The following is a 21,977-nucleotide window of genomic DNA, read 5'->3' on the forward strand; positions in this document are numbered from 1 at the left end:
GTGGCGCCGGATCCCGACGCCCCCGCGGGTGCCGACCGCCCGTTGCGGCGCACCCGCGGCGGTCGGCGGGCGACGCTCCCCGCGAAGCCGGGCACCGATCCGTCCCCGCACGACGCTCCGATCGCCGACCCCTCCGCGCCGCCCGCGCGCCCCGACACCGGCCCGAACGACGCGCGCCTGCGCCAGGACGTCCCTCCGCACTACTGACGTCAGCCGGACCGGTCGGTTATCCGCGAGTCGAGACATGTCCCGTCGGCGACCTCGGACCTCCCCCCCCGGCGCGCCCCCGCTCGACGAGCGGATGGACGCGTGGAGACAGGGCCGATCGGTCCCCGCCAGAGTCGCTCAAGGTCCCGATCGGCGACCTCCCGAAGGTGCAGGTGCCGTCCGAAACGCGTGCCGTGGTTTCGGACGCACCGTTCGCACAACGCTCTGCGACGCGTTCCCCCGTCGGGAAGCCGACCGAGGTCCTCTCCCGCCTCCAGCGGAAGACGACAGAGCGACTCAGTCGACGTGCTTGCCGGAGTTCGCGGTGGTGGCGGTGCCGTTGTTGGCGAGCAGGTCGCGGATGTCGGCGAGGAGCTCGAGCTCGGTGGGGGCCTTGTCCTCCGCGGCGGGGGCGTCGGCGGCCTTCTTGGCGAAGGCGGCGTTCTTGAGGTGGTTGATCGGCAGGACGAACGCGAAGTAGAGGACGAAGGCGACGATCACGAACTGGATCAGGGCCGAGACGACCGAGCCGTAGGCGATGACGGTCGGGTCCTCGCCGTTCTCTCCCGGCCGGATGACCCAGTTCAGGGTCTCGAGGGAGGAGGCGTCGAAGATCACGCCGATGAGCGGGTTGAAGATCCCCGTCACGATCGCGTTGACGATGGTCGTGAAGGCGGCGCCGATGACCACGGCGACAGCCAGGTCGATGACGTTGCCGCGGAGGATGAACTCCTTGAAGCCGTTGATCATGATCGTTCCGTTTCTGCCGTGGGCGGTGGGTGGCGGGTCAGCTCCCGGAGGAGGAACCCGAGGAGGAGGACCCGGAGGAGCCCGAGGACGACGAGGAGGAGGACGATCCGGAGCCCGAGGACCCCGAGTCGGACGAGGAGCCGCTCGAGCCCGATGAACCCGAGGATCCGGAGGAGGAGCCGCCTGATCCCGAGGAGCCCGACGACGAGTCGGATGAGCCGGAGCCGGATGCGCCCGAGCCGGACGAGCCGGAACCCGAGGAGGAGGAGCCGCCCTCGCTCGACTTCCCGCCGGAGCGGGAGTCGGTGCGGTAGAAGCCCGAGCCGTTGAAGGTCACGCCGACCGCGCTGAACACCTTGCGCAGCGCCCCCTGGCAGCTCGGGCACTCGGTGAGCGTGTCGTCGGTGAACTTCTGCTGGATGTCGAAGGCGTTGCCGCACTGCGTGCAGCGGTAGGAGTAGGTGGGCACAGGGGGCTCCTCGGAGGCGGGTGGGGGAGAAGGAGGACGGGGTCAGTGGCGCAGGTCGACGATGCCGGAGGGAGTGACGACTCCGTCGACGGCCTGGTCGTGGACCTCGCTGGGCACCCGGTCGACGAGCTCGCTGTCGAAGACGACGGCGTAGACCGGCGGGCACTTCTCCATCGAGCCGAGGGTCTTGTCGAAGTAGCCGCGCCCCCAGCCCATCCGCATCCCCTGCCGGTCGACGGTGGCGGCCGGGACGACGATGAGGTCGACGTCGTTGATCGCGATGGGGCCGAGCAGCTGCCCGACGGGCTCGGGCATGCCGAACAGGCCCTGGGTCTCGGTGTGGCCGTCGCCGACCGCCCAGTCGAGCAGGCCGTCCTGGCGCGAGACGGGGAAGAGGACGCGGATGCCGTGGCTCTCGGCCCAGCCCAGGAACGGCCGGGTGCTCGGCTCGTCCGGAGCGGAGAGGTAGCACGCGAGGGAGCGGGCCCCCACGCGGGTGGCGAGCTCGATCAGGTGGGCGGTGATCTGCTCCGCGGCCTGGTCGCGAGCGGTCGAGGTCTGCGTGCGGCGGCGCTCGCGCAGCTCGGCGCGCAGCGCCCGCTTCTCGTGCGTGATGTCGGCTGGCATGCGCTCAGTCTAGAACCGGGCCCCGCGCCGGCCTCCGCGCGGACGACCCTGAGGGACGCTCGTCCCGGACCGCCCCGGAACGGGGTCCGGCGCCTTCCGTCGCCGGTCCTGGCGCGAAACTCCCGCGACTTCCCCCGCCGCTAGGATGGCGCCCCATGGGCACTCGAATCCGCAAAGCAGTCATCCCCGCCGCAGGTCTCGGCACCCGCTTCCTGCCGGCGACGAAGGCCATCCCCAAGGAGATGCTGCCGGTCGTCGACAAGCCGGCGATCCAGTACGTGGTCGAGGAGGCCGCGGACGCCGGCCTCCAGGACGTGCTCGTGATCATCGGGCGCAACAAGAACGCGCTCGCCAACCACTTCGACTCGGTGCCCGAGCTCGAGCAGAACCTGTCCCAGAAGAAGGACGACAAGAAGCTCGAGCACGTCAAGTACGCCAGCGACCTCGCCGACGTGCACTTCGTCCGCCAGGGCGAGCCGAAGGGCCTCGGCCACGCGGTCTCCCGCGCGCAGCGCCACGTCGGCGACGAGCCCTTCGCCGTGCTCCTCGGCGACGACCTGATCGACGCCCGCGACCCGCTGCTCTCCCGCATGATCGACGTCGCCGAGCAGCGCGACACCACGGTGGTCGCGCTGCTCGAGGTCGACCCCGACCAGATCCACCTCTACGGCTGCGCGGCGGTCGAGGCGACCGACGAGGACGACGTGGTGCGGATCACCGGCCTGGTCGAGAAGCCCTCCAAGGAGGACGCCCCCTCGAACCTCGCGATCATCGGCCGCTACGTGCTGAAGCCCGACGTGTTCGGCGTGCTCGAGCACACCGCTCCGGGCAAGGGCGGCGAGATCCAGCTGACCGACGCGCTGGAGCGCATGGCCCAGGACCCGGCCGAGTTCGGCGGCGTCTACGGCGTCGTGTTCCGCGGCCGCCGCTACGACACCGGCGACAAGCTCGACTACATCAAGGCCATCGTGCAGCTCGCCTCCGACCGCGACGACCTCGGCAGGGACCTCAAGCCCTGGCTGAAGGACTTCGTCGCCGGCCTCTGAGCCCCGGCGAGCGCGCCTCCGGAACGGACGGGACCCCCTGCTGCGGCACGGGATCCCGTCCGTTCCTCCGTTCCCCGAGAGCACGGAACGCCGCGGAGTCCAGTCCCCCTCCCGCAGTGCGGCGGAGCAGTAGGGTCGCATCATGCCGCTCCCGATCCCGACGCTCACCGAGGGTCGTGTCACCGTCCGCCCCATCCGCGTGCGCGACGCCCGCCCTCTCGAGCGGGAGCTGATCGCGAACCGGTCGTGGCTGCGCCAGTGGGAGGCGTCCGACCCCCGGGGAGGTGCCGCGTTCGACGTGCGCGCCAGCATCCGCTCGCTGCAGCAGAACGCGCGGGCCGGCGGGGGAGTGCCGTTCCTCATCGACTGGGACGGCGAGCTCGCCGGGCAGCTCAACATCTCGAACATCGGGTACGGCTCGCTCTCCTCCGGGTCGATCGGCTACTGGGTGTCCGAGCGCTACGCCGGGCGGGGGATCACGCCGATCGCCGTGGCCCTCGCGGCCGACCACGCCTTCCTCGACCTGGGCCTGCACCGGATCGAGATCTGCATCCGCCCGGAGAACCGGCCGAGCCTGCGCGTGGTCGAGAAGCTCGGCTTCCGCTACGAGGGCCTGCGGCGGCGCTTCATCCACATCAACGGCGACTGGCGGGACCACTTCTGCTTCGCCCTCGTGGCGGAGGAGGTGCCCCGCGGCGTGCTCCGCCGCTACCTCGACGGGCAGGTCCCGTCGGAGGTCGGCCTGCCGACCGACGCGGACCTCCGCGCCTCGCGCCGCTCGGGTCTCTCCGGACCCTCCGACGGCGCCGGTGTCCCTCCGACGGGGCCCCGGCTGATCCGCGATCCGCACGGACACACCTACCCGTAATGACGGACGGGAGTGCCCGGTGCTCCTAGCGTTGTCCGCATGAGTAGCGACTGGCTGGGCGGGGGCGTCGTCTGGGCGCTCGCCGCCGTTCTGTGGGTCGCCTACCTGATCCCCACGTGGATGCGCAGGCGGTCGTACAACGCGACCGAGCGCAACGCGGTGAGGCTGCAGCAGACGCTGCGGATCCTCGCCGAGACCGCGGAAGTGCCCGAGCACGTGCGTGCGGAGGCGACGGCCCGCGAGGTGGCGCTGCAGCAGCGCCGGCTCCGGGTGACCGAGACACGACGACGAGCCGAAGAGAAGGCACAGGCGATGGAGCTGGCACAGGCGGAGAAGGCGGCGCGCGACGCGCTGCGACGGGCGACCGCGAGCGCACGGCGGAGCACGCGGTCAGGGCCCTCGGTCCTGCGCTGGCGCCAGGGCGCCGCGCTGGCCGTGCTGGTCGGCGCGGTCGCCGCGCTGGTCGGGCTCGTGATGCTGCCGTTCGGCGGCACGGGCGCGGTGCCGCTCGTCGGCCTGCTCCTCGCCGTCGCGGGGCTCGGCACGCTGATCCTGCTGGCGCCGGGTCGCCGCCGCGCCGCCGCTCCGGCCGCGACAGCGACGACGGCCGCCGCGACCGAGCGCCGGCGCGCCGAGGTCTTCGAGGCCGAGCTCGCCGAGGAGGCCGCGGACGACGCCTCCGAGGAGCTCGCCGAGGACCGTGCGAGCTGGACGCCGCAGCCGCTCCCCAAGCCGCTCTACCTGTCCCGGGGCACGGTCGCCGCCTCCGCGATGGCGTCGATCGACGCCGTGGAGCGCCTGCGCACCGCCGCGGCGGAAGCGGAGCTCGCCCAGCGCGCCGCCGCGACCGCTCCCGAGGTGGCGCCGCTGCGCGTCCCGCGTGCCGCCGCTCCCGCTCCCGAGGCCCCGCGTCCCTCCTCCCGCTTCGCCGCGATGGGCGTCGTGGACGGCGTGGACGCGATAGACCTCGACCAGGCTCTGCAGCGCCGCCGCGGGGCCTGACGCGAGTGCGAGGCGCCTGCTCGTCCGTGCTAGTGTGGACGAGTTGTTCGGGCCGGTGACGGCTCGGAAGGCACGGGTCCGTGGCGCAGTTGGTAGCGCGCTTCGTTCGCAATGAAGAGGTCAGGGGTTCGAATCCCCTCGGATCCACCACCACAGAAGGCCCGCTCGAGAGAGCGGGCCTTCTGCTTTGTGCCGGCGGCCGGATCGGGAACCTCGCCTGTTCGGCGGGTCGACCGCCTCGCGGCCTCGACGCGCTCGTCGGCGGAGGAGTGGTCCGTTCGATCGGCACTCGGTACTAGGCGTCTCCGCCGATCCTGGCTCGACCGCCGAGGACGGCGACTCCCGTCGAGACTCCGGCGACTGCGACCATCGCGACGATGCCCAGTGCACGGAGCACGAACGCCTTGTGCTCCGAATCCTTCAGCGCTTCGTCGTCGATCGCTTCTGTGAACAGCCGAAGGACCGAGTAGCGGTCCGCCGCGCTCAGGGTGTCACGATCCAGTTCGCGGTTCAGGACGGCGCGGTACTCGGCGAAGGCCCTGTGAACCTTCTTCTGACTCTTCCAGTTGGCTCGAACGGCTGAACTCGCCTGATCTCGCACTTCACTGAACGAGTCGAGGACGAGATTCTTGAAATCCGGGAACTGCTCGACGACCTTCAGGGCGAGCTCCTCGCTCATGTTCGGCAGCTCGGATGCGAACGCGATGAACTTCTCTTTCGACAGATTCCTCCAGGAGTCGATACCGATCCTCTGCTTGAGATCGTCCTCGTTCGAGTAGTCCATGCTGATCCCTCTTCCCTCCACGGCGACGGCCGATCGTCGCTTCAGAGTATCGAGGAGGAGCCGTCGGTCCACGTGCTCTCCGGGCGGGAGAGCGCGCGGGCCGGTCGTGCAGGTCCTGACGATCGGGCGCCCGAAGCTGTGGGCCGCTCGCCTCCGTGCGTCCTCCGTGTCCCCCATCCGGGCCGCGCCGGGCGGGAGCCGCCCTCCTCCGGTCCGTCGGGGGAGCCGCAGCGACGTACGCTCGCCCCTCGTGCTCTCGCAGCACGCGAGGCACTCGAGCGACGGACGACCAGGGGACGGGACGACATGGGGACCACAGCACACAGGGGACGGCGGAGAGCGGCAGGGGTCGGCGCGGGGGCGATCGCGCTCCTGGCGGGGCTCCTGGCGGCACCGCCGGCGCAGGCGTCCGGGACGCAGACGCTGCTCGCGCTCGGCGACTCGATCACGCGCGCGGCGACGACCTGCGGGGTGAACCGCGACTGCGTCGAGAACTCCTGGGCGACGGGATCGGCGCCCGCGGTCGACTCGATCGCGAGCCGGATGGCGGCGGCGGATCCGCGGACGGCGGTCCGCGCGGTGAACTACGCGAAGTCGGGCGCGGTCATCAGCGGAGTCGAGTCGCGGATCGACGCCGCGGTCGCGGCCGGGGAGGAGCCGGACGTGGTCACGCTGCTGATCGGCGGCAACGACCTCTGCTCGCTGAGCCTCTCGCCCGACTCCCGCGACGGCTACGCGATGACGCCCGCGGCCTCCTTCGCCGCGTCGGCGACCCGGATCCTGCGCTCGATCGGCGAGGAGTGGCCGGAGGCGACGGTGCTCGTCGGCTCGGTCCCGGACATCGAGTCGGAGTGGGACGCTGTGAAGTCGACGCCGGGCGCCGCGATCTGGGCCTGGGGCGGGGTCTGCCGGACCCAGCGCGGAGTCGACGCCACGACCGGAGCCCCGCTGACCGGCTCGGCCTCCACCGCCTCGCTCGCGGCGGCGGAGGACCGGGAGGCCGACTTCAACGAGGCTCTCGAATCGGCCTGCGCGTCCGCCGCGAACGACTGCGTGTGGGACGGCGGCGCCCTCACGGCGGCTCCGATCTCGCTCGACCAGCTCTCGACGGACGTCGACTACTTCCACCCGAACGTCGCCGGCCAGGCGATGATCGCGGAGGAGCTGTGGACGGCCTGGGGCCTCGGCGACGAACCGGCTCCGACTCCGACCCCGACTCCCACGTCGGCGCCCACCGCGGCTCCTGCTCCGGCGCCCACGGGCTCGCCCGCGCCGTCGCGCGACACGACGGCTCCGAAGACCGTCATCACCGCGCCGACGAGCGGATCGACGGTGCGCGGCTCTGTCACCCTGGTCGCCACCGCCAAGGACGACGTCGGCACGACGAAGTTGAGCTTCTGGAGCGGAGCCACGCGGCTGGGCGACGCGACGAGGGCGTCGGACGGCACGTGGCGCCTGACCGTCTCGGCCTCCTCCTACCCGGCCGGGCGGTACGCGATCGTCGCGCACGCCTACGACGCCGCAGGGAACCTCGGGCGGAGCGCTTCGATCACCCTCAAGCGCTGAGCGGCTGAGGGGGCCGCCACCGGCCCCCTCAGCCCCGCGCGACGAGCAGCACGTCGGGACGGTCCCAGTTCTCGACGGTCTGCAGCACCCAGAAGATCCCGAAGAGGGCGAGCGCGACGGCCTCGCCGAGCAGGAGCCACTGCTCGCCGAGAAGTTCCGCTCCCCGCCCCGTGAGAAGCAGGAGCACCAGCGCCGCATCGACCGCGGCGATCAGCACCGCGAGAACGGCGTAGCAGCGGGAGTAGAAGCGCGGCGTCCCCGGCCCGCTCGCTCCCTCCTCGCGCACCGCGACGGCGTGCAGACCCGCGGTGACGGCGATGAGCAGGAAGAAGACGCCGGCGGCGGCGTAGTGGCCGAGCCGCAGGAACGACGGGAGCGTGCTCCAGGCCGCCAGAGCGATCAGGAGGGCGGCGGCGATCGCGGTGCGGACGAGCGCCCAGCGGTCGAGGACCCGGTCGAGGGCGAGCAGGATCACGGAGGCGACGAGGACGGCCGCGGCCGTGACCAGGTAGGCGGGCAGGGAGGCGGCGACCTCACCCGCGGCCGTCGCGGGAAGGCACGACGCCCCTCCCGGCGGGCACACCGCTCCCTGGAGGCGCTGCAGCTCCTCCGAGGCGAGGGGCACCGGCACGATCGCGATGACCGGCGCCGTCATGCCCGCCAGCAGCAGGAGGAAGCGCCGCACGCTTCTCCCGGCGAGGACGACCAGCGCGACGCCGACCGCGAAGAGCGCCCCGGTGAAGAGGGAGCGGACCGGGGTGTAGTACGAGGCGCTGATCGAGCGCAGCGGGCCTCCGACGACGAGCTGGTGGACGAGGCCGGCCGTGAGGAGCACCACGGCCGCCACCAGGGAGAGGCGGACGTAGCGGTAGGTGCGGAGGGAGGAGACGGCACCGCCCCCGCCCAGCGCGTCGCCGCGGGCCACCCGGCTACTCCGCGCGCAGGCCGGAGGAGGCGAGGGCGAAGTCGACGTCGATGCGGATGGCGACGCGGAGGGGGTTCGGGCGCGGGGTGCGGTAGCGCTGGGAGTAGAGCTCGACGGCGTGCTGCACGGCGTCCGGCTCCTCCTCGATCGTCGCCGGACCGCCCAGGCTCAGCCACCGGATGCCGTCGACCTGCCCGACCGTCGCGGTGCCGCCCCGCCGGACGTTGAGCACCTTCTGGCTCTCGCGGGAGGTGATGACGCGGACGACGCCGTCCTCGTAGGTGAAGCCCACGGCGACCACGTGCAGGCGGCCCTGGCGGCCGGGGGTGGAGAGGGTGGCCAGGTGGCGCTCGGTGACGAAGGCGAGGCCGTCGGCGCTCAGGATGCTCATCCCGCGAGCGTAGCCGGAGGCGCCGACGCGCTCCTGGGGGCGGACCGCCGGTCAGCCCTCGAGGATCAGCGCCTCGCCCTGGCCGCCTCCGCCGCAGAGCGCGGCGACGCCGAGCCCGCCGCCCCGGCGCCGGAGGGCCAGCGCCAGGTGCAGGGCCAGCCGTGCTCCGGAGGCGCCCACAGGGTGGCCGAGCGCGATCGCCCCGCCGTCGGGGTTGACCGCCTCCGGCTCGACGCCGAGATCGTCCGCCGACTGGAGGACGACGGAGGCGAACGCCTCGTTGATCTCGATCAGGTCCAGGTCGGACACCGCTGCACCGCGGCGGCCGAGCGCCCGGAGGATCGCCGCCGACGGCTGTGAATGCAGGGAGTTGTCCGGTCCGGCGACCTGCCCGTGCTCGGCGACGGTCGCGAGCCAGGGCAGTCCGCGCTCGCGTGCCCAGCCGCGGGACACGACGACCAGCGCGGCGGCGCCGTCCGTGATCGGGGACGAGCTGCCCGCCGTGATCGTGCCCTCGGGCGAGAACGCGGGGGCCAGCCGGGCGAGCGTCTCGACCGTGCTGTCCTCCCGGATCCCGTCGTCGGCGGACACGACGAGGTCCGGTCCGCGCCGCTGCGGAACCGCGACCGGCACGATCTCCTCGGCGAGCACGCCGGTGGACCGTGCCGCGGCGGCCCGCTGGTGCGAGAGCGCGGCGAAGGCGTCCTGGCGCTCGCGGCGGATGCCCCGTGCGGCGTTGCCGTCGTCGGTCACCCTCCCCATCAGGCGGCGGTCGAACGGATCGAGCAGGCCGTCGTGGAGGAGTGCGTCCTCGAGCGGACGCGGACCGACACCCAGGCCCGAGCGGGATCCGAGCAGGAGGTGCGGCGCGTTGGTCATCGACTCCTGCCCTCCGGCGACGACCACCTGCGCCTCGCCGAGCCGGATCATCCGCGCCGCGTCGATCACCGCGGTGAGACCCGACAGGCAGAGCTTGTTGATCGTGACCGCCGGGACGTCCCAGCCCAGGCCCGCGAGGACCGCGGCCTGCCGGGCGGGGCCCTGACCGGCTCCGGCCTGGATCACCTGGCCGAGCACGACCGCGTCGACGTCTGCCGCGGAGGCGCCCGAGCGCTCGAGAGCCCCTCGGATGGCAGCGGCGCCGAGCTCGACGCCCGAGAGCGGCGCGAAGGCTCCGGAGAAGCGGGCGAACGGGGTGCGGGCGCCCCCCAGGATCACGGGGGTGGTGTCGTCAGTGGACACGGGGACTCCTTCTCGACGGTGAGAGCGGGGGAAGCGGTGGGGAGACGGATGCCGGATGCCGGCCCGGGTCAGGGAACGAGCAGGATCTTCCCGCGGACGTGGCCGTCCTCGCTGAGCCGATGCGCCTCGGCGGCCTGCTCGAGCGGGAGGCGCGGACCGGTCGCGACCGCGAAGCGCCCCTCGCTCGCCAGCCGGGCGGCGAGCGGCACGCCCTCGCGGCGGAGGCGCTGCTCCTTTTCGGTCAGCGGCACGGGACTGCCGCCGCTCCAGGCCCGGATGCCCAGCTCTGCCGCACGAGGGCCTGCGACCACCGTTCCGACGTGCTGCGGATCCGCCACCAGCGCGAGCGAGGCGGCGAGCGCCTCGTCCGTCCCGGCCGCGTCGAGCACGCGGTCGACGCCCTCGGGCGCTGCGGCGCGCAGCCGCTCGAGCAGCCCGGGCCCGTAGGCGACCGGCACCGCTCCGAGCGCGCGCAGCGCCTCGTGGTTCGCCGGGCTCGCCGTGGCGATCACCCGGGCTCCGCGGTCGACGGCGAACTGGATCGCCGCCCGTCCTACCGCGCCGGCGCCCGCGTGGACCACGAACGTCGATCCCTCCGCGACGCCGAGCGAGACCACCGCCTGGTAGGCGGTGGAGACCGGGATGCCGAGCGCGGCCGCCTCCTCGAAGCCGAGTCCGTCGGGGAGCGGATCGAGGGAGTCGGGGGAGACCGCGACGGCGGTCGCGTAGGTGCCGGTGGCGCCGCTGACGATCACCCGGTCTCCGACGCTCCAACCGGTCACGCCCGGACCGACGGCGGAGACCACGCCGGAGCCGTCCGACCCGAGCCTCCGCGGACCGTCGAACGGCGGGCTCGGGCGCAGGCCGGAGCGCACCTTCCACTCGATCGGGTTCACGCCGGCCGCGCGGACGGCGACCACCACGGTGCCGGGCCCCGCCTCGGGCTCCGGCGCCTCGACGGTCTCGAGCACCTCGGGCCCGCCGATCCGCTCGTACTGCACGATCCTCGCCATGTCGTCCTCCTCCTCGCGGGCCACCGCCCGCTCCGGTCGCCTCAGTCCAGCAGACTCTCGCGCACCTGGCGGCGCAGCACCTTGCCGATCAGCGAGGTCGGCAGCTCGTCCACCGGGACGATCCGCTTGGGCACCTTGTAGGGCGTCAGGTGCAGCCGGCAGAAGTCGCGCAGCGCCTCCGGATCCACGGCCGTCCCGGCCCGCAGGACCACGGCCGCCGCGACGCTCTCGCCGCCGTCCTCGCGGGGGAGTCCGACGACGGCCGCGCGCGTCACGTCCGGGTGCGACTCCAGCACTCCCTCGACCTCGGAGGGGGAGACGTTGAAGCCGCCGGTGATGATGAGCTCCTTGGCCCGGTCGACGATCGTCACGAAGCCGTCGGCCGAGACGGTCGCGATGTCGCCCGTGCGCAGCCAGCCGCCGGGGAGGAGGGCCTCGGCCGTCTCCTCCGGCCGCTTCCAGTACCCCTGGAACACCTGCGGCCCCCGGAGCAGGAGCTCGCCGGACTCGCCCGGGCCGCGGTCGACCGACGGATCGGCGGGGTCGACGAGGCGGATCGTCGTGCTGGGGAACGGCACGCCCACCGTGCCGGGCCGGCGGGTCGGGCCGACCGGGTTCCCGAGGGCGACAGGCGAGCTCTCGGTCATGCCGTAGCCCTCGACCAGGAGTCCCCGGCTCGCGCGCTCCCACCGGTCCACCGTCGCGACCGGCAGGCTCATCGCTCCCGAGATCGCGAAGCGGATGCCGCGCAGGTCGAGCTCGTGGCGCTCGGAGGCGCGGGCGAGCGCGTCGTACACGGGCGGCACCGCGGGGAGGAAGGTGGGCGGCGACGACTTCGCGGCCGCCTTCACGAGGCCGACGTCGAAGGTCGGGAACAGCACGACCTTCGCGCCGATGCTGATCGCGAAGGTCAGGCACAGCGTCAGCCCGTAGGCATGGAACAGAGGGAGCACCGCGTAGAACGTCTCGTCGCCCTCGCGCAGGCCCGGCACCCAGGCGCGGCCCTGCAGGGCGTTCGCGCGGAGGTTCGCGTGCGAGAGGATCGCGCCCTTGGGCGTGCCGGTGGTGCCGCTCGTGTACTGCAGCAGGGCCGTGTCGCCGAGGACCGGGCGGGGGTGCGAGCGCGCGATGCGGCGGTTCTTCAGCAGCGACGCGAAGGGCACCAGGGAGCGGCTGCGGGGGGTCGCGGTCAGCTTCTCGCGCGACCGGCGCACCGACGGCAGGGGGAGCCGCAGCGCCAGGCGCTTGCCGAGCGGGAAGGAGCGGGTGAGGTCGACGGAGACGACGCGCTCGATGCCCAGGTCGGCGGGCATGGTCGCGACGACGTCGGCGATCTTGTCCCAGACGACCGCGAACCGGGCGCCGTGGTCCTCGAACTGCCGCCGCAGCTCGCGCGGCGTGTAGAGCGGGTTGTGCTCGACCACGATCGCTCCGAGGCGGAGAGCGGCGTAGAACGCCACCACGTGCTCCGGGCAGTTCGGGAGCACCAGCGCGACGCGGTCGCCGGCGCGCACGCCCAGGCGCCGCAGGCCCTCCGCCGCCCGCGCGACCTGCTCGCCGAGCTCGGCGTAGCTGGTCTCGGCACCGAAGAACTCGAGCGCGGTGCCGCGGCGGTACCGCGCGACCGAGTCCTCGAGCAGGTCGACGAGGGTCTGGGTGGGAGGGTCGATCTCGGCGGGCACGCCCTCCGCGTAGGAGGTCAGCCACGGCTTCGTCGCCAGGTTCGAGGATCCGGAGGTCACGGGCCGAGTATCGGGCACCCGCCTCCGCACTTCCTCCGAGGCGCGCGGAGGGGGTGCCGCACCGGGCGCGGGAGCGGCAGGCTGGCGGCATGAGCGCAGCCATCGACCTCCTCCGCGACGCCTTCGGCCGGGTGCACGAGAACGTGCACGCCGTCCTCGACGACAGCACCCCCGATCAGCTCGCGTTCCGCGCGGACGCCCGCTCGAACTCGCCCGCCTGGCTCGTCTGGCATCTCGTCCGGGTGCAGGACGACCACCTCGCCCCGCTCGCCGGCCACGAGCAGGTGTGGACGGCCGACGGCTTCCACGGCCGGTCCGGCCTGCCCTTCGGGCCCGACGAGACCGGCTACGGGCAGGAGCCGGCCGAGGTGGCGGCGCTCGCCGCGGTGCCCGCCGCGCTGCTCGCGGAGTACGCCGACGCCGTGCACCGGCAGACGCTGGCCCTCCTCGACACGCTCGGCGACGAGGACCTCGCGCGCGTCGTCGACGAGCAGTGGGATCCGCCGGTGACCCTCGGGGTTCGGCTGGTCTCGGTGATCGACGACGACACGCAGCACGTCGGCCAGGCCGCGTACGCGAAGGGTCTCGCCGAGCGCTCGGCGCGCTGAGCCCGGCCTCTACGCTGGCGGGATGCGCGCGCTCCGGACCCTGCCCGCGAGCGCGGTCCTCGCCCTCGCCACCGCGCTGACCCTCGTCGGCTCCTGGATCCCCTCCTACTGGAACGACGAGGCCGCGACCCTCCGCCTGGCGCGGCTCCCGGTGGGGGAGCTCCTCGCCTTCGTGCAGGAGAAGGACGCGGTGCACCTGGTCTACGGCCTGCTGATGCACGGCTGGATCGCGATCGCCGGGGAGTCGGAGCTCGCGGTGCGGGCGCCGTCCGCTCTCGCCACGGGAGCGGCGGCGGCGGGCGTCGTCGTCCTGCTGCGATCGTTCGACCGGCCCCGGGCAGCACTCCTCGCCGCCGCGGTGCTCGTGCTGCTCCCGCGGTCCTCGTTCTCGGGGACCGAGGCGCGATCCTCCGCTCTGGCCACCGCGCTCGTGGTGGGAGCGGCGGTCCTCGTCGTGCGGGCGGCCCGCTCCGGAGGCGCCCTGCGCTGGACCGCGTTCGCGGCCGTCGCAGGTCTGGCGAACGCCGTGTTCCTCTACTCCGTGCTGGTGCTGCCGGCTCTCGTCGCTCTCGCCGCGGCCGCGGCGCGCCGGGGTGCCGTGCGGGCTCTCCCGGCGAGCGCCCTCTCGGCACTGGGCGCCGTGCCGGTGCTGCTCCTCGCCGCAGGGCAGAGCGGCCAGGTCGGCTGGCTCCGCTCGCAGCCCGTGACCGCGTTCACCGTCATGGTCGAGCCGTTCTTCGGATCCGCGTGGTGGCTGGCCGGGATCGCCGTCGCGCTCCTCGCGGTCGCCGCGGTGCGGGGCGGCCTGCGCGGGCCGCTCCTGCCGGCCCTCGTCCTCTGGATCGTGCTGCCGACCGCGGTGCTGGTGCTCGGGACCCTCCTCGTCGAGCCGATGTTCACCCCGCGCTACCTCGCGTCGAGCACGCCCGCTCTCGCGGTCCTCCTCGGCCTCGCGCTCGACTCGTTCAGGGCCCGGACGGGCGTCGCCCTCCTCGCCCTGATCGCGGTGGCCGCACTGCCGGTCCTCGTGCAGATGCGCACGGTCACCGGGAAGCCGGCCGGGCAGGATCTCCGCGGTCTGGCGGCCGCCGTCGAGAAGCGGGCCCGTCCGGGCGACGCCGTCCTCCTCGGCTCCTCCGGGACGGTCTCGCTCCGGCCCCGCCTGGCGCTCGCCGCCTACCCGGAGGCGTTCGCGGGCGTGGACGATGTCGCCCTCGCCGCTCCGTACGGGACGACGGGCACGTATTCGGACGTCCTGCTGGAGGGCGAGGCGCTGCACGCCGCGCTCGCCGGGGAGGACCGGGTCTGGCAGGCGCTGCCGGAGGGCGAGGCGGACACGGTGCTCGCGGAGGCGGGGTTCGTCGCGCGCGAGCGGATCCGGGTGCCGACGACGGTGCTGACGCTGTGGGAGCGCCCGGAGGGCCGCTGATCCGGAGCGCTCGGGGCGTCGCAGCCCCGGAGTGGAGAGACGCCGGAGTGCCCGGAGCCCCGCCGACGGGGAGCCGCTACCCTTGTCCCCGGCGCCGTCGCAGAGCGGTGGCGTCCGCGGAGCGAGGACCGCGCCACCGAGAGGACCCGAACGTGACGTTGCCCGAGACCACCACCACCGCCATCGCGAAGCGGAAGGGGCGCGACGTCGCCCCCGAGATCGCGCGCTCCTGGCTGCTGGTGAACGCCACCCGCACCGAGACGTTCGACGCCGCGCACGCGTCCCGCGCCGACCAGATCGTCCTCGACATCGAGGACGCGGTCGACCCCAAGGCGAAGCCCGACGCGCGGACCGACGTCGCGGAGTGGCTGACCGGCGAGAAGCGCGCCTGGGTCCGCATCAACGACCACTCCACCCCGTTCTGGTCCGACGACGTCGACGCGCTGAAGGGCCTGCCCGGCCTCGCCGGCGTCATGCTCGCCAAGACCGAGGCCGCCGAGCACGTCACCGAGACCTTCGATCGCCTCGGCGGCTCCACCCCGGTGCTCGCCCTGGTCGAGTCCGCCCTCGGCATCGAGGAGGCGGTCTCGATCGCCCGCGCCCGCGGCACCTTCCGCCTCGCGTTCGGCAGCGGCGACTACCGCCGCGACACCGGCACCAGCGCCGACGACCTCGCGATGGCCTACCCGCGCTCGCGCCTGGTCGTCGCCTCGCGCATCGGCGACCTGCCCGGCCCGATCGACGGACCGACCGTCTCGAACAGCCACCCCGTGCTGCGCGAGCAGTCCGCGCTCACGGTCTCGCTCGGCCTCACCGGGAAGCTCTGCCTCGACACCGAGCAGCTCGCCGTGATCAACGAGGTCATCAGCCCGACGCCGTCCGACGTCGCCTGGGCCCGCGACTTCCTCGACGACTTCGAGGCCCGCGGCCGCGTCATCCGCGACGGCAGCGACCTGCCCCGGCTGGGCCGCGCCAAGAAGATCGACAAGCTGGCCACGGCGTTCGGCGTCAACCCGCTGTGATCCGTCGCGGGGAGCGCGCCTCCGCGGCACACTGAGGGAGCCGCGGAGACCCTCCCGCGCAGGACGGAGACTCCGATGGGCGCGGTCAGCACCTTCCTCTGGTTCGACGACGGCGCAGGGGAGGCGGCGCGTTTCTACACGGAGCTGGTGCCGAACTCTCGGATCACCGGAAGCCAGGTGCTGCCGGAGGGCTCCCCGTCGCCCGGCGAGGTGCTGTCGGTGACGTTCGAGCTCGACGGGCAGCGGTTCCAGGCGATCAACGCCGGGCCGCGGTTCCCGTTCACCGAGGCCGTCTCGATCGTCGTGACCGTCGGCGGCCAGTCCGAGCTCGACCGGCTGTGGGACGCCCTGATCGCGGACGGCGGCGAGGAGAGCCGGTGCGGCTGGCTCCGCGACCGCTGGGGGCTGTCCTGGCAGATCGTGCCGGAGGTCCTCCCGCGTCTGCTCGGAGGTGCCGACCCCGAGGCGTCCGCGCGCGCTCTGCAGGCGATGCTCGCGATGAGCCGCCTCGACATCGCGGGGCTGGAGCGGGCCCATGCCGGCGCGTGACTCCGCCCGCCCGCGCCGCTCGACCTCGCTGCGGCGCGCGTACCTCCGCGACTACCGCTACGCCTACGGCTCGCGCTTCGTGCACCTGCGGGAGGGCTGGGACGTGTCGCGGTACGCGTCCGGCGACGGCGCTCCGGTGCTGCTCATCCCCGGGATCTACGAGACGTGGCAGTTCCTCCGGCCCATCGCCGAGAGGCTGCACGCGGCGGGCCATCCGATCCACGTGCTGCCCGCGCTCGGCTACAACACGCGGCCGATCGTCGCGTCGGCCGGACTCGGCCAGGACTACCTGCGCGAGCACGATCTGCGCGGAGTCGTCGTCGTCGCGCACAGCAAGGGCGGCCTGATCGGCAAGCACATGATGGTCGTCGACGACCGCGAGGACGGGCGGATCGAGCGGATGATCGCCGTCTCGACCCCGTTCAACGGCTCGTCGCTCGCACGGATCGCCCCGGCGCGGGCGCTCCGGGAGTTCGCACCCCACCGCCCGCTGATCCGCACCCTGCTGGCCGAGCGCGAGGCCGACGCGCGCATCACGTCGATCTACGGGATGCGCGACCAGTACATCCCCGGAGGGAGCCGCCTCGCCGGGGCGCGCGAGAACATCGCGGTCTCGGTGGTCGGCCACTTCGCGCTGCTCTCGAGCCCGAAGGTGCTCGACCTCATCGCGGCTCGGGTCTGAGGCCGGACCGGATCCGCTGGACTCGCCGCCCGCGTGAGGCGCCTGCCGTGCGGCGCGTCCTCGACCGGAGGACGGCCGCCTCAGCGACGGGCCGAGCCGCCCGCCGCGCTCAGGACCAGGGAGTGAGCAGCACGAGCGGGATCTGCCGCTCGGTCTTCGTCTGGTACTCGGCGTAGTCCGGCCACGCGGCGACCGCTCGCTCCCACCAGGCCGCGCGCAGATCGCCCTCGAGCACGCTCGCGGCGTAGTCCTTCTTCACGGGCCCGTCCTGCAGCTCGACGTGCGGCTCCTTGAGCATGTTGCCGTACCAGACGGGGTGCTCGGGCGCGCCGCCCTTGGACGCGACGACCACGTACTCGCCCTCGTGCTCGACGCGCATCAGCGCGGTCTTGCGGAGCTTCCCGCTCTTCGAGCCGACGGTGGTCAGGACGATGATGGGGCGGCCGCGGAGGAGGTTCCCCTCGGCTCCGCCGGTCCGCTCGTAGAGCTCCGCCTGCTCGCGGGCCCACTCGGACGTGCTGGGTTCGTACTCTCCGGTCAGCGGCATGCCTCGATCGTACGGCCGCGGCGGCCCCGGTGGCCGACCCGTGTGCAGGAGGATGGAGCGGTGTTCTCCGCAGACCCGTTCGACCGAGCCCGTATCGCCCTCCTGCGCGACGACCTGATCCGCGCCCGCTACGGCGTGGACGCCGTGCGGGGGCTCTGGGGCGACGAAGCGGCCGAGGCGCTGCACCGCGGCGACCGGGTCCCCGCCCGCCGCGCCCTCGAGCGCAGCGGCGACCACGACGCGCTGGCCACCCTCGCCCGCCTGTTCCTCCTGGCCGATCCCGTCTCGGCCGACGACGCGGACGAGGCGTTCGGCGCTCTCGCGCTGGAGGGGGCGGTGGAGCTCGGCCTGGTGCGCGTCGAGGCCGGAGCCGTCGTCACCGCGGCCCTCGACCTGCGCCCCTACGACGTGGTCGACCAGCGCGGCGCGGCCTCCTGGTGGATCGCCTCCGACCTCGGGGAGCTCGCCCTCGGCCGCGCGCTCGACGAGGACCACGTGCTCGGCGTCGGCGGCGCGAGCCTCACGCTGACCGGCCTGATGATCCAGCGGCCCGTCGGCCGCGTGCTCGACCTGGGGACCGGCTGCGGGATCCAGGCGCTGCACGCCTCCCGCCACGCCGAGCAGGTGGTCGCCACCGACATCTCCGAGCGCGCGCTCGCGCTCGCCTCCTTCACCGCGGCGCTCAACGGGATCGAGAACATCGAGTTCCGCCTCGGCAGCCTCTACGAGCCGGTCGCGGGGGAGCGCTTCGACCACATCGTCACGAACCCGCCGTTCGTCATCACGCCGCGAGCCGAGGGCGTCCCCTCCTACGAGTACCGCGACGGCGGGCTGGAGGGCGACGAGATCGTGCGTCGCGTGATCCTCGGAGCAGCCGAGCACCTGGTGCCCGGCGGTGTCGCGCAGCTCCTGGGGAACTGGGAGTACCGGGAGGGCGCGGACGCCTTCGACCGGATCGCGGACTGGCTCGCCGACGCCCGCAGCCCGCTGGAGCAGGCGCTCGAGGCGGGGCCCGAGGGGCTCGACGCCTGGATGGGCGGGACCGCCTCTCCGCTGGACGTCTGGGTCGTGGAGCGCGAGCGTCAGGATCCGGCGGTCTACGCCGAGACCTGGATCCGGGACGGCGGCACGACTCGCGGCCCCGCGTTCGACGCGCTGGTCGACGCCTGGCTGACCGACTTCGAGCGGCGCGGGGTGACCGGCGTCGGCTTCGGCTACGTCACGCTCCGCCTGCCCGAGCAGCCCCGCCCGCCGATCCGCCGCCTCGAGCGCATCACCACGCCGATGGCGACCGCGGGCCTGGGCGGCCACCTCGCCGCCTGCCTCGACGCGGCCGAGGCCCTCGCGTCGCTCGACGATCGCGCTCTGGCGGGTCTCGCCCTGGTCGTCGCCGGAGACGTCACGGAGGAGCGGCACTACTGGCCGGGCAACGACGATCCGACGGTGCTGCGGCTGCGGCAGGGCGGCGGGTTCGCCCGGGTCGAGGAGGTCGACACGGCGCTCGCCGCCGTGGTCGGCGCCTGCGACGGCGAGCTCTCGGTGGCGGCGATCGCGGCGGCGGTCGCCTCGCTCCTCCAGGTCGAGGAGGAGGCGGTGTCCGACTCGGTGCTGCCGCGGGTGCGCGAGCTGGTGGCGACGGGGCTGCTGCGGCTGCCCCAGGGGGAACGCGGCTAGAAGAGGGTGGCGGAGTCCTCGACGGGGGGCGCAGCGGCCGCGGCGGGCGCGGCGGCGGCCGTCGGCCATCCGGGTCCGGCGTCGACGGGCTGCCGGCGCTGGTAGGCGGTCGCGGCGCTTCGGGCGCGGACGTCGGCGGCCTCGTTCATCCGGTGGTTGGCGTGCCCCTTCACCCACTCGAAGGTGACGGCCCGGCCCTGCAGCTCCTCGTCGAGCGCCTTGATGATCTCGACGTTCATCACCGGCTTGCCGTCGGCCTTGCGCCAGCCCTTCCGCTTCCAGCCCGGCAGCCACTCGGTGCAGGCCTTGATGGCGTACTGGCTGTCGCAGAGGATGTGCAGCGGCTCCTCCTCCTGCGCGGTCGCGCGCAGCAGCTCGAGCACCGCGGTGAGCTCGCCGATGTTGTTCGTGCCGTGCGACCAGCCGCCCGCGGCCCAGCGCTCGTCGTCGACGTACCAGGCCCAGCCGGCGGGGCCGGGGTTGCCCAGTGCGGACCCGTCTGCGGCGGCGATGATGCTCACGTGCGTCTCTCCTCGTGCTCTCGGTGCTCGCGCCGGTGCGGCGCCCTCCGAGGGTAGTCGGCGGGCGGGGCGGTCCGCGGCGCGCGGCGCGGAGTCAGGCGGAGGAGGAGCGGCGCGCGATCGTCACGCGCGTCGAGTACGGCATCGCGACGGTCCCGCTCCCGCCCGACTCCTCGTCCACCACGGCGTCGACCGCCGCGAGGACCGCGGCGCGCTCCTCGTCGGGCATCGCGATGACGGAGCTGCGGGACGCGAACATGTCCCGCACCCCGGCTCGGTCCAGCTCGAAGGACCACTCGAAGGCCGCGAACGCCACCCGCTCGAGAGCGGAGCCGAGCGGCGGCCGGAGCGTCTCGAAGCGCTCGGCGGTGGAGGCTCCGGCGACCTCGCCGAGCCGGCGCACCCAGGGGACCGACTCGTCGCGGATGTTCCACACCAGCGCGAGCACGCCCTCCGGCACCAGGACGCGGGCGACTTCGGCTCCCGCGCGCTCGGCGTCGACCCAGTGCCACGACTGCGCGGCGGTGACGAGCTCCGCGGAGGCGTCCGCGGCGGGGATCGCCTCGGCCGTCCCCTCCTCGGGGCGGACCCCCGGCAGATTCGAGGCGAGCCGCGCGAGCATCTCCGCGTCGGGCTCGACCGCGGTCACGGCGAGGCCGCGGGACGCGAGCGACGCGGTGAACTTGCCCGTTCCCGCGCCGAGGTCCACGGCGCGCAGCCGATCGGAGGCGTCGGCTCCCGCCGCGCGGGCCCGCTCCGGGAGGAAGGCACCCGCCACTCGCGCGGGGGCGTGCCCCACGATCCAGTCGACGGCGTCGTCGGGGTAGCAGGGCCGCCCGCGGTCGTAGGCGTCGACCGCGCTGCCGAAGGAGCGTCCGAGGCCGCTCATCGCTTCTCCGCCGCTCGCGCGAGCACGTCCACCGCGTAGCCGTAGCCGGCGATCCCGGCGCCGACGATCACGGCGATCGCGACGTCCGAGAGGTAGGAGTGCTGCCGGAACGGCTCGCGCCGGTGCACGTTGCTCACGTGGACCTCGACCATCGGCAGCTCGGTCGCGAGGACGGCGTCGCGGATCGCGATCGACGTGTGCGTGTACGCCCCGGCGTTGAGCACCACTCCCGAGACGGAGCCGCGAGCCGCGTGCAGCCGGTCGACGATCGCGCCCTCCGAGCTGCTCTGGAAGGTCTCGACCGTGAAGCCGTGCCGCTCGGCCGCCTCCGCCGCCAGCGCCACGGCGTCGGCGAGGGTGTCCGAGCCGTAGAGCTCGGGTTCGCGGGTGCCGAGCAGGTTCAGGTTCGGGCCGTTGAGGACGAGGATCGGCAGCTTCACGCTCCGACCCTAGCGCCGGCCGTCCCCGCGAGCGGGAGCGGCGGCAGCGCCGCGCGCAGGAGGATCAGCTCGCGCGCATGGGCGTCCAGACGCCGGTCCTCCTCGGTCCGCGGCTCGAGAGGCGGGACCGGCTCGGCCGCCCCGTCGGCGCCCCGCACCACGAAGACGCTCCGGCACTGCGTGGTCAGCTCCAGCTCACCGGTCCGCGGGTCCCCGGAGCGCACGTGCACCGCCAGGTGCATGCTCCGGGCGCTCGTGTGGATGAGGCGCGCCTCCACCTCGACGAGGTGCCCGATGCGCACCGGACGGTAGAAGTGGATCCCGCCGGAGTAGACGGCCACCGCGTCGCGGCCGGTCCAGCGCTGCGCGACCGCGTCGGCCGCCTCGTCGATCCAGCGCATCACGATCCCGCCGTGGGCGTTGCCGCCCCAGTTGACGTCTCCCGGTGCCGCGAGGAAGCGGAACACGATCCGCGGACCGGTGCCCTCCTCGGTGTACTCCTGGGCGCGCATCACGTCATGCAGCCTCCGGCGGCCCTCGATGCGCGCGGCGGCGCCCTCGGCGAGGGACAGGTCCTCGATCGAGCGGGGCCGCCACTCCGGGACCGACCGCGGCCTCTTCTCGTCGTCGACGGCCACGAACACGAGGAGGCAGTGCGTGGCGTCCTCGTAGAGGCCGGTCCGCGGATCCGCCTGCGCGACCTGCACCAGCACGTGCATGCTCGTGCGCCCGGTGTGGATGACGCGGGCGGTCGCCTCGATCAGGTTGCCGACCGAGATGGGCCGGGTGAAGTGGACGTTGCCGACGTACGCCGTCACGCAGTAGCCGCCGCTCCAGCCCACGGCGCAGGCGTAGCCGGCCTTGTCGATCCATTCGAGGACGCGGCCGGCCTGGGCGCTGCGGCCGTCGGCGGTGGCGTCCTGCGGGGAGGCGAGGAAGCGGAGCGTGATGCGGTCGGTCATGGTGCCCGTCGTCGTGGGAGCG

Annotated in this window: 25 protein-coding genes and 1 tRNA gene; 12 read left to right on the forward strand and 14 right to left on the reverse strand. The window is 73.8% G+C overall.

What is annotated here, in order from left to right; all coding sequences use genetic code 11:
- Window positions 1-207 (forward strand): hypothetical protein, encoded by a 207-nt coding sequence (locus tag C5D50_RS08945; protein ID WP_104223221.1) that lies wholly within the window; start codon window positions 1-3, stop codon window positions 205-207.
- Between the two features lie 297 nt (window positions 208-504).
- Here the strand turns inward: C5D50_RS08945 and mscL are convergent, their stop codons facing one another.
- Genes mscL through C5D50_RS08960 form a run of 3 tightly spaced genes read right to left on the reverse strand, consistent with a single transcriptional unit; the run spans window position 505 to window position 2,053 of the window.
- Window positions 505-957, reverse strand: coding sequence for a large conductance mechanosensitive channel protein MscL (gene mscL / locus C5D50_RS08950; protein ID WP_181067745.1), 453 nt, complete (start codon window positions 955-957; stop codon window positions 505-507).
- 37 nt (window positions 958-994) lie between these two features.
- A complete protein-coding gene (locus C5D50_RS08955; RefSeq protein ID WP_104283315.1) occupies window positions 995-1,426 on the reverse strand; it encodes an FmdB family zinc ribbon protein in 432 nt (143 codons plus the stop codon).
- A 42-nt stretch (window positions 1,427-1,468) separates the two neighbouring features.
- A complete protein-coding gene (locus tag C5D50_RS08960; RefSeq protein ID WP_104223219.1) occupies window positions 1,469-2,053 on the reverse strand; it encodes a 5-formyltetrahydrofolate cyclo-ligase in 585 nt (194 codons plus the stop codon).
- Window positions 2,054-2,208: 155 nt separating this feature from the next.
- Here C5D50_RS08960 and galU point away from each other — a divergent pair, with 155 nt between their 5' ends.
- From galU to C5D50_RS08980, 4 genes are all read left to right on the forward strand, one after another.
- Entirely contained in the window at window positions 2,209-3,099 is an 891-nt protein-coding gene (gene galU, locus C5D50_RS08965; RefSeq protein ID WP_104283316.1) for a UTP--glucose-1-phosphate uridylyltransferase GalU, read from the forward strand.
- Between the two features lie 142 nt (window positions 3,100-3,241).
- A complete protein-coding gene (locus C5D50_RS08970; RefSeq protein ID WP_104273095.1) occupies window positions 3,242-3,967 on the forward strand; it encodes a GNAT family N-acetyltransferase in 726 nt (241 codons plus the stop codon).
- 39 nt (window positions 3,968-4,006) lie between these two features.
- Entirely contained in the window at window positions 4,007-4,969 is a 963-nt protein-coding gene (locus C5D50_RS08975; protein WP_104223216.1) for a hypothetical protein, read from the forward strand.
- Between the two features lie 74 nt (window positions 4,970-5,043).
- Window positions 5,044-5,119 (forward strand) — tRNA-Ala (locus C5D50_RS08980).
- 145 nt (window positions 5,120-5,264) lie between these two features.
- Here C5D50_RS08980 and C5D50_RS08985 read toward each other — a convergent pair.
- Window positions 5,265-5,825 (reverse strand): hypothetical protein, encoded by a 561-nt coding sequence (locus C5D50_RS08985; RefSeq protein WP_146086909.1) that lies wholly within the window; start codon window positions 5,823-5,825, stop codon window positions 5,265-5,267.
- A 234-nt stretch (window positions 5,826-6,059) separates the two neighbouring features.
- Between C5D50_RS08985 and C5D50_RS08990 the strand changes: the two genes are divergently transcribed.
- Complete coding sequence (locus C5D50_RS08990) at window positions 6,060-7,319, forward strand: GDSL-type esterase/lipase family protein (protein ID WP_104283318.1); 1,260 nt, start codon at window positions 6,060-6,062, stop codon at window positions 7,317-7,319.
- Between the two features lie 28 nt (window positions 7,320-7,347).
- On the opposite strand, the gene C5D50_RS08995 is transcribed toward C5D50_RS08990, so the two are convergent.
- The 5 genes from C5D50_RS08995 to C5D50_RS09015 form a co-directional block, all read right to left on the reverse strand.
- Window positions 7,348-8,244, reverse strand: coding sequence for a hypothetical protein (locus C5D50_RS08995; RefSeq protein ID WP_104283319.1), 897 nt, complete (start codon window positions 8,242-8,244; stop codon window positions 7,348-7,350).
- Window positions 8,245-8,248: 4 nt separating this feature from the next.
- On the reverse strand, window positions 8,249-8,635 hold the full coding sequence (locus tag C5D50_RS09000; RefSeq protein ID WP_104223212.1) for a pyridoxamine 5'-phosphate oxidase family protein: 387 nt from the start codon (window positions 8,633-8,635) through the stop codon (window positions 8,249-8,251).
- Window positions 8,636-8,686: 51 nt separating this feature from the next.
- The gene (locus C5D50_RS09005; RefSeq protein ID WP_104232853.1) at window positions 8,687-9,877 is read right to left on the reverse strand and encodes an acetyl-CoA C-acyltransferase; all 1,191 of its coding nucleotides are present in this window, start codon (window positions 9,875-9,877) and stop codon (window positions 8,687-8,689) included.
- 68 nt (window positions 9,878-9,945) lie between these two features.
- Window positions 9,946-10,890 (reverse strand): NADP-dependent oxidoreductase, encoded by a 945-nt coding sequence (locus C5D50_RS09010; RefSeq protein ID WP_104288991.1) that lies wholly within the window; start codon window positions 10,888-10,890, stop codon window positions 9,946-9,948.
- A gap of 41 nt (window positions 10,891-10,931) precedes the next feature.
- Window positions 10,932-12,632, reverse strand: a complete 1,701-nt coding sequence (locus tag C5D50_RS09015) for a long-chain-fatty-acid--CoA ligase (protein WP_104246706.1) — start codon at window positions 12,630-12,632, stop codon at window positions 10,932-10,934.
- A gap of 89 nt (window positions 12,633-12,721) precedes the next feature.
- On the opposite strand from C5D50_RS09015, the gene C5D50_RS09020 reads away from it, so the two are divergent.
- From C5D50_RS09020 to C5D50_RS09040, 5 genes are all read left to right on the forward strand, one after another.
- Window positions 12,722-13,240: a DinB family protein gene (locus C5D50_RS09020; protein WP_104246705.1), complete on the forward strand. Its 519-nt coding sequence runs from the start codon at window positions 12,722-12,724 to the stop codon at window positions 13,238-13,240.
- A gap of 22 nt (window positions 13,241-13,262) precedes the next feature.
- Complete coding sequence (locus C5D50_RS09025) at window positions 13,263-14,669, forward strand: glycosyltransferase family 39 protein (protein WP_104283320.1); 1,407 nt, start codon at window positions 13,263-13,265, stop codon at window positions 14,667-14,669.
- A 158-nt stretch (window positions 14,670-14,827) separates the two neighbouring features.
- Entirely contained in the window at window positions 14,828-15,691 is an 864-nt protein-coding gene (locus C5D50_RS09030; RefSeq protein ID WP_208543400.1) for a CoA ester lyase, read from the forward strand.
- A 75-nt stretch (window positions 15,692-15,766) separates the two neighbouring features.
- Window positions 15,767-16,240 (forward strand): VOC family protein, encoded by a 474-nt coding sequence (locus tag C5D50_RS09035; protein ID WP_104232849.1) that lies wholly within the window; start codon window positions 15,767-15,769, stop codon window positions 16,238-16,240.
- On the forward strand, window positions 16,227-16,922 hold the full coding sequence (locus C5D50_RS09040; RefSeq protein WP_104223206.1) for a triacylglycerol lipase: 696 nt from the start codon (window positions 16,227-16,229) through the stop codon (window positions 16,920-16,922). Before C5D50_RS09035 ends, C5D50_RS09040 begins: the two co-directional genes overlap by 14 nt.
- Window positions 16,923-17,031: 109 nt before the next feature.
- On the opposite strand, the gene C5D50_RS09045 is transcribed toward C5D50_RS09040, so the two are convergent.
- Complete coding sequence (locus C5D50_RS09045) at window positions 17,032-17,469, reverse strand: nitroreductase family deazaflavin-dependent oxidoreductase (RefSeq protein WP_104223205.1); 438 nt, start codon at window positions 17,467-17,469, stop codon at window positions 17,032-17,034.
- Window positions 17,470-17,529: 60 nt separating this feature from the next.
- Here C5D50_RS09045 and C5D50_RS09050 point away from each other — a divergent pair, with 60 nt between their 5' ends.
- Window positions 17,530-19,143, forward strand: coding sequence for a methyltransferase (locus C5D50_RS09050; protein ID WP_104283321.1), 1,614 nt, complete (start codon window positions 17,530-17,532; stop codon window positions 19,141-19,143).
- Here the strand turns inward: C5D50_RS09050 and C5D50_RS09055 are convergent.
- From C5D50_RS09055 to C5D50_RS09070, 4 genes are all read right to left on the reverse strand, one after another.
- A complete protein-coding gene (locus tag C5D50_RS09055) occupies window positions 19,140-19,664 on the reverse strand; it encodes a ribonuclease H (protein WP_104223203.1) in 525 nt (174 codons plus the stop codon). The two genes, C5D50_RS09050 and C5D50_RS09055, sit on opposite strands and share 4 nt — an antisense overlap.
- A gap of 94 nt (window positions 19,665-19,758) precedes the next feature.
- Window positions 19,759-20,553: a class I SAM-dependent methyltransferase gene (locus tag C5D50_RS09060; protein ID WP_104283322.1), complete on the reverse strand. Its 795-nt coding sequence runs from the start codon at window positions 20,551-20,553 to the stop codon at window positions 19,759-19,761.
- Window positions 20,550-20,993, reverse strand: coding sequence for a type II 3-dehydroquinate dehydratase (gene aroQ / locus C5D50_RS09065; protein ID WP_104283323.1), 444 nt, complete (start codon window positions 20,991-20,993; stop codon window positions 20,550-20,552). The genes C5D50_RS09060 and aroQ overlap by 4 nt, the downstream gene beginning before the upstream one ends.
- The gene (locus tag C5D50_RS09070) at window positions 20,990-21,955 is read right to left on the reverse strand and encodes an acyl-CoA thioesterase (protein WP_104283324.1); all 966 of its coding nucleotides are present in this window, start codon (window positions 21,953-21,955) and stop codon (window positions 20,990-20,992) included. Before C5D50_RS09070 ends, aroQ begins: the two co-directional genes overlap by 4 nt.
- Window positions 21,956-21,977: the final 22 nt, after the last annotated feature.

The organism is Rathayibacter sp. RFBD1, from assembly GCF_002932915.1.
In the GTDB taxonomy this organism is placed as follows: domain Bacteria; phylum Actinomycetota; class Actinomycetes; order Actinomycetales; family Microbacteriaceae; genus Rathayibacter.